Below are 3,605 nucleotides of genomic sequence, written 5' to 3' on the forward strand. Positions count from 1 at the left end.
CTGGCCGGCTTCCTGTTCGACAGCGAGGACCACCTCATCCGCATCGACATGAGCGAGTTCATGGAGAAGCACTCGGTCGCGCGGCTGATCGGCGCGCCGCCGGGCTACGTGGGCTACGAAGAGGGCGGCCACCTCACGGAGGCGGTGCGCCGCAAGCCCTACAGCGTGCTGCTGCTCGACGAGGTGGAAAAGGCGCACCCGGACGTGTTCAATGTGCTGCTGCAGGTGCTCGACGACGGGCGCCTCACCGACGGCCAGGGCCGCACGGTCGATTTCAAGAACACCGTGATCGTGATGACCAGCAACCTCGGCTCGCACCTCATCATGCAGATGGCGGGGCAGGAGCCGGAGTTGATCCGCGATGCGGTGTGGGTGGAGTTGAAGCAGCATTTCCGCCCCGAGTTTCTGAACCGCATCGACGAGACGGTGGTGTTCCATGCGCTCGATGCGGCTCACATCGAGGCGATTGCGGCGATCCAGTTGCGCCTGCTCGAAAACCGCTTGGGCAAGCTCGACATCGCCCTCGAGGTCTCGCCCGCGGCGCTGGCTGAACTGGCCAAGGTCGGCTTCGATCCGGTGTTCGGCGCGCGGCCGCTCAAGCGGGCGATTCAGCGGCGCATCGAGAACCCGTTGTCGAAGCAGTTGCTGGAGGGACGCTTCGCACCGAAGGACACGGTGAAGGTCGACGTCGATCCGATCCAGGCGCCAGGCGAGTTCCGCTTCGAGTCGGTGGCCGGCTGACGCCGCGGCAGGGCCGGCGTAAGCGAACGAGGGCGGCCGCGGCTCGGAGCGCCTCGTTCAATGCTTGCCGGTCGCAGCCCGCAGCAGCGCCTCGTCGAGGCGGCGCAGTTGCATCTGCACGAGCGCCACGTTGGCCTGCGGCTTGTCGAGCACCACGTGCAGGGCTGCGCCGGGATGCGCAGGCAGCGCGCGCACCAGCAAATGGTGCTGGCCGAGCGTGACGCTGCATTCGGGCACGCTCGCGCCCAGACCGAGCGTGCGGCTGGCGCTCATCACGGCCGCCAGCAGTGCCGCGCCATGAAGCGCGAGCTCGTGCGGACCGGGCCGTGCGCCCGCATGGCCGACGGGGCGAGCCGAGGCGATGTCGAAGGCGCAGACGCTGACCACGCCGGCCAGCAGGCTCAGGTCGTGCAGGTAGCGCTCCAGCGGGGTGTCGGTCGCAGGTACGGCGCCGACCACCGGCATCGGCATGGGCATGGGCGCTGAAGCACTGCGCCAGGGCGGCGTGTGCGTGACGTTCGACGAGGTGCCGGCAATCGTGCCCAGCGACGCAGCAGCAAGGGCACCCGCGGCAGCAGCACCGGGCGCGGCGGCCGAGCTGGCGAAGGGCTGCAGCAGCGTGACTGGCTTGCCGTCGGCAGCCGGCCTTGCGCTTTGCAGCGGGTTCCAGGCGTCGCACAGCGCGTTCCAGACTTCGACGGGGCGTGTGACCTGCGGCGTCGGTGTCGCATCGATGGCGGTCGCGGCGCGAAACCGCGCGACCTCGGCCGGCAAAGCAGGCAAAGCCGCCCCGGCCATGAGCGGCATGAAGAGCAGCCGGCGGCAGGCCCAGCCCGGGCGCAGCACCGCTTCGCGCAGCGGCGCCAGCGCGCTGGCGATCGCGTGGCCGGGCAGGTCGCCGACGATCACCAGGCCGATGCGGCTGCGCCCGAGCAGCACCCGCGCCAGCGTTTGGCGGGTGGCGGTGTCGGCCTCGACGGCGGTGCTGTACAGACGCACCGATCGGCCGTTGGCGGCTTGGCAATCGACGAACTCGATCGTCGCCAAAGTCGTGCCACCGCCCGGGCGGCGAATGACGAGTTGCTGCAGCGCCCGTTGGCTGGCCGCGGCGATGCCCGCGAGGAGCTTTCGCGAGGCCGTGGTTCCGAGGTCATGCACCGCCACGTACTCCGGGCGCAGATGGTCGAGCTGCTGAGCCAGCGCCTCGCCGGGCTCGCACGAGACGAACAGCTCGCGCGTGTTGCCGCCCACGGCGCGGCCGATGTCGTGGCCTTCGCTGGCTTCTTTCACCGCAGCGCCGAGCCGCGGTGCAATCTGCGTCTGCACCCGCGTAGCTTCCCACCCGCTGCCGGAGGCGGGCGGGCGGCTGCTGCCGCCGGGACGATCGAAGCTCGAACTCATGGGTGCTGCCTTGCAGTAAAACGGTGAGCCGCTCGCACATCGTGCGGCAACGCACCACCGAAGTGGCGAACCAGTGTAGGGCCTGTGATTGCTGCAGCAAGGACAGTTCGCGGCGCCGTCACGCCCCGTGAAAGCGTTGTGCAGCCCAGCGGTGAGGGCGGTTCGGCAAGAGGGCATCGATAGAATCGTTTCATCTGCTGCGCCGTCCCGGAGCAGCGACCCACGCGACCTCGCCCTCATGCCCCCTCGTGACGCCGCCGCTGCGGCCCTGCCCACTGTCGTGATCATCGGTGCAGGCCTCGCGGGGCTCACCGTGGCGCTGCAACTCGCCGCCACGCATGCGGTCGTGGTGCTGGCCAAGCGCCGTATGGACGAAGGTGCGACCGCCTGGGCGCAGGGCGGCATCGTCGGCGTGCTGGGCAGCGACGACAGCATCGAGAGCCACGTGCGCGACACCCAGGAAGCCGGCGCCGGACTGGTCGACGAGGAAACCGCCCGCTTCGTCGCCTGCCACAGCGCGCAGGCGGTCGAATGGCTGGTCGAACGCGGCGTGCCGTTCTCGAGCGACCCCGCCGGCCCGCTCGGCCTGCATCTCACGCGCGAAGGCGGCCATGCAGTGCGGCGCATCGCACATGCGGCCGACGCCACCGGCAAGGCCATCCACGACGTGCTGCTCGACGAGGTGCGGCGCCACCCCAACGTCGTGCTGCGCGAGCGCTGGATGGCGGTGGACCTGATCACCACACGGCACGTCAAGGCCGACCCCCGCACTGAGGGCAAGCCGCGCTGCTACGGCGTCTACGCGCTCGACATCGACCGCCAGAAGGTCGAGACACTCCCCGCCGCCGCGGTGGTGCTCGCCACCGGCGGCGTCGGCAAGGTCTACCGATATACCAGCAACCCCGATACCGCCACCGGCGACGGCATTGCCATGGCTTGGCGCGCGGGCTGCCGGCTCGGCAACATGGAGTTCATCCAGTTCCACCCGACCTGCCTGTACCACCCGCAAGAGCGCAGTTTCCTCATCACCGAGGCGCTGCGCGGCGAGGGCGCGCAACTGAAGCTGCCCAACATGACAGGGGAGGCGGCGCGTTTCATGGTCGCGCACGACGAGCGGCTGGAACTCGCCCCGCGCGACATCGTCGCGCGCGCCATCGACTTCGAAATGAAGAAGCACGGCCTCGACCACGTGTGGCTCGACGCCACCCACCTGGGCGAAGCCTTCCTCAGGGAGCACTTCCCGACCATCTACGCCCGTTGTCTGGCGCTGGGCATCGACATTGCGCACGAGCCTATCCCCGTGGTGCCGGCGGCGCACTACACCTGCGGCGGCGTGGTCACCGATCTCGACGGCCGCACCGACCTGCCGTGTCTCTACGCGGTGGGCGAGACCACGTACACCGGCCTGCACGGCGCCAACCGCCTGGCCAGCAATTCACTGCTCGAATGCGTGGTGCTCGGCC

3 protein-coding genes are annotated in these 3,605 nt (G+C 69.7%); 2 read left to right on the forward strand and 1 reads right to left on the reverse strand.

Annotated elements, in window-relative coordinates; all coding sequences use genetic code 11:
- Positions 1–741 (forward strand): AAA family ATPase (locus H0W38_RS18730; protein WP_292456963.1); only part of this gene is annotated, 741 nt, incomplete at its 5' end.
- A 57-nt stretch (positions 742–798) separates the two neighbouring features.
- Here the strand turns inward: H0W38_RS18730 and H0W38_RS18735 are convergent.
- Positions 799–2,142, reverse strand: a complete 1,344-nt coding sequence (locus tag H0W38_RS18735; protein ID WP_292456966.1) for a hypothetical protein — start codon at positions 2,140–2,142, stop codon at positions 799–801.
- Positions 2,143–2,380: 238 nt separating this feature from the next.
- On the opposite strand from H0W38_RS18735, the gene nadB reads away from it, so the two are divergent.
- Positions 2,381–3,605: L-aspartate oxidase (nadB, locus tag H0W38_RS18740; RefSeq protein ID WP_292456968.1), on the forward strand; the 1,225-nt coding region annotated here is incomplete at its 3' end.

It is taken from the genome of Methylibium sp. (assembly GCF_013817365.1).
GTDB lineage: Bacteria > Pseudomonadota > Gammaproteobacteria > Burkholderiales > Burkholderiaceae_C > Methylibium.

Bases quoted from the DNA above. Each gene is read 5' to 3' on its own strand.
- H0W38_RS18735 (WP_292456966.1), bottom strand. From the start codon at position 2,142: ATGAGTTCGAGCTTCGATCGTCCCGGCGGCAGCAGCCGCCCGCCCGCC.